Annotated in this window: 3 protein-coding genes; 1 reads left to right on the forward strand and 2 read right to left on the reverse strand. The window is 57.5% G+C overall.

What is annotated here, in order from left to right; all coding sequences use genetic code 11:
- Both tnpB and KG698_RS15950 read right to left on the reverse strand, forming a co-directional pair.
- Positions 1 to 152, reverse strand: a 152-nt coding sequence (gene tnpB / locus KG698_RS15945) for an IS66 family insertion sequence element accessory protein TnpB (protein ID WP_367114134.1), incomplete at its 3' end; no start/stop codon positions are given.
- Entirely contained in the window at positions 149 to 559 is a 411-nt protein-coding gene (locus KG698_RS15950; protein ID WP_213686401.1) for a transposase, read from the reverse strand. The genes KG698_RS15950 and tnpB, both read right to left, overlap by 4 nt.
- A gap of 224 nt (positions 560 to 783) precedes the next feature.
- Here KG698_RS15950 and KG698_RS15305 point away from each other — a divergent pair.
- On the forward strand, positions 784 to 1,274 hold a 491-nt coding region (locus tag KG698_RS15305), incomplete at its 3' end, for a Wzz/FepE/Etk N-terminal domain-containing protein (protein WP_213686402.1).

Genomic DNA, 1,274 nt, shown 5'->3' on the forward strand with positions numbered 1-1,274 from the left:
CCTTTGCGGCCACGGAAGCAGAAGATTTCGCCTCCATGCGGGTCACGGCCAAGACCTTGCTGCACCGACAACGCCAAGGTGTTCATCCCACGCCGCATGTCAGTCACGCCACCTGCAATCCAAACCTGCGTACCTGCTGGAAATGCTATCACGACGGATCCAATACTTGCACAAGGCGCGCCAACGCAGTCGGGTCGATTGAGGCGGCAATGGAAAGGCGCCGGCCACTTATCAGCGTGACCTCCACCCTGTCACCCGCACCCGCAACAGCCTCTGCTTCCGGCGTCGGAGCCTCAGAGTGTTGAGCGACCTTCACGGGCATGAATGTCACGCGGGCTGAGGACCCGCCCATAAGGACACCCCTGCGATACTGGCGGCGCCAGCGCACCAAAAGGGTGCGGCCAATATCATGACGTCGGGCAGTCTCGGCCACACTTCCGCGCGGGCCAAAACTTTCTTCTACAATGCGAACCTTCTCGGCTTCCGTCCAGCGCCGACGGCGGCCGGTATCGGTGACAGATAGGATCTCGACTTCGGGTCTGTATCTATGCTCGGACATAGCGTCGGATTTAAACGAGAATCCTCAGCCCAAAAAGACGGCCCCCGCCGGATGAATACCTTTCATCCGACCAAGCGCACGGTCATCCCGGCGCAGTTCGACACGATTGTCGCTTTGAGCTGCCTTTTAGAATTTGTGTTCATGACCAAAAACCCATGCTTGTCGGATAGGTGAATAGCGGTTAGTCGGTTCGGGAAGTTGCATTTCTAGGGAAATAGTTCGCCATGTCTGATCAGCAGTTTGACGATGAAATCGACTTGGGGGAGCTGCTGCTCACGATTTTGGGTGAGTGGCGCCTTGTGGCCTCTGTCTTCATCGGGGCGGTGCTGTTTTCAGCCGTCTACGCATTTGCAATCGCGCCCACGCAGTACCGTGCAGAGGCTTCCTTGCGGGGCATCGCACAGGCCTATTGTCCTCCTTCGACTGAGTGCCCAGTCACGCTGGACGAGGCTCTTGCCGGTGCAGTAGCACTTGTGTCCACCCCTCAGGGGTTTGCGTCACTTGACGCGGCGTTGAACCTTTCGGCGGATGACGATTTTGCGCACGAAGGCGATTTCGCAGCGGAAGAAGCCAGACGCAATTTCCTTGAAGCTGTTAACGTTCAAGCCGATAGCACAACCGCATTGATATCAGTAACGCACTCGCATGACCTTCGCGCGGTCGATCTCGCGAATGCCATCGCAGAATTTGTGGCGTCAGAGGTCGCGTTAAGCGC

Source organism: Roseicyclus sp., assembly GCF_018402035.1.
Classification (GTDB): Bacteria; Pseudomonadota; Alphaproteobacteria; order Rhodobacterales; family Rhodobacteraceae; genus Roseicyclus.

What these genes read in the sequence shown, in the direction of transcription:
- KG698_RS15950 (WP_213686401.1), bottom strand. Translation starts at nt 559, where the DNA reads ATGTCCGAGCATAGATACAGACCCGAAGTCGAGATCCTATCTGTCACC.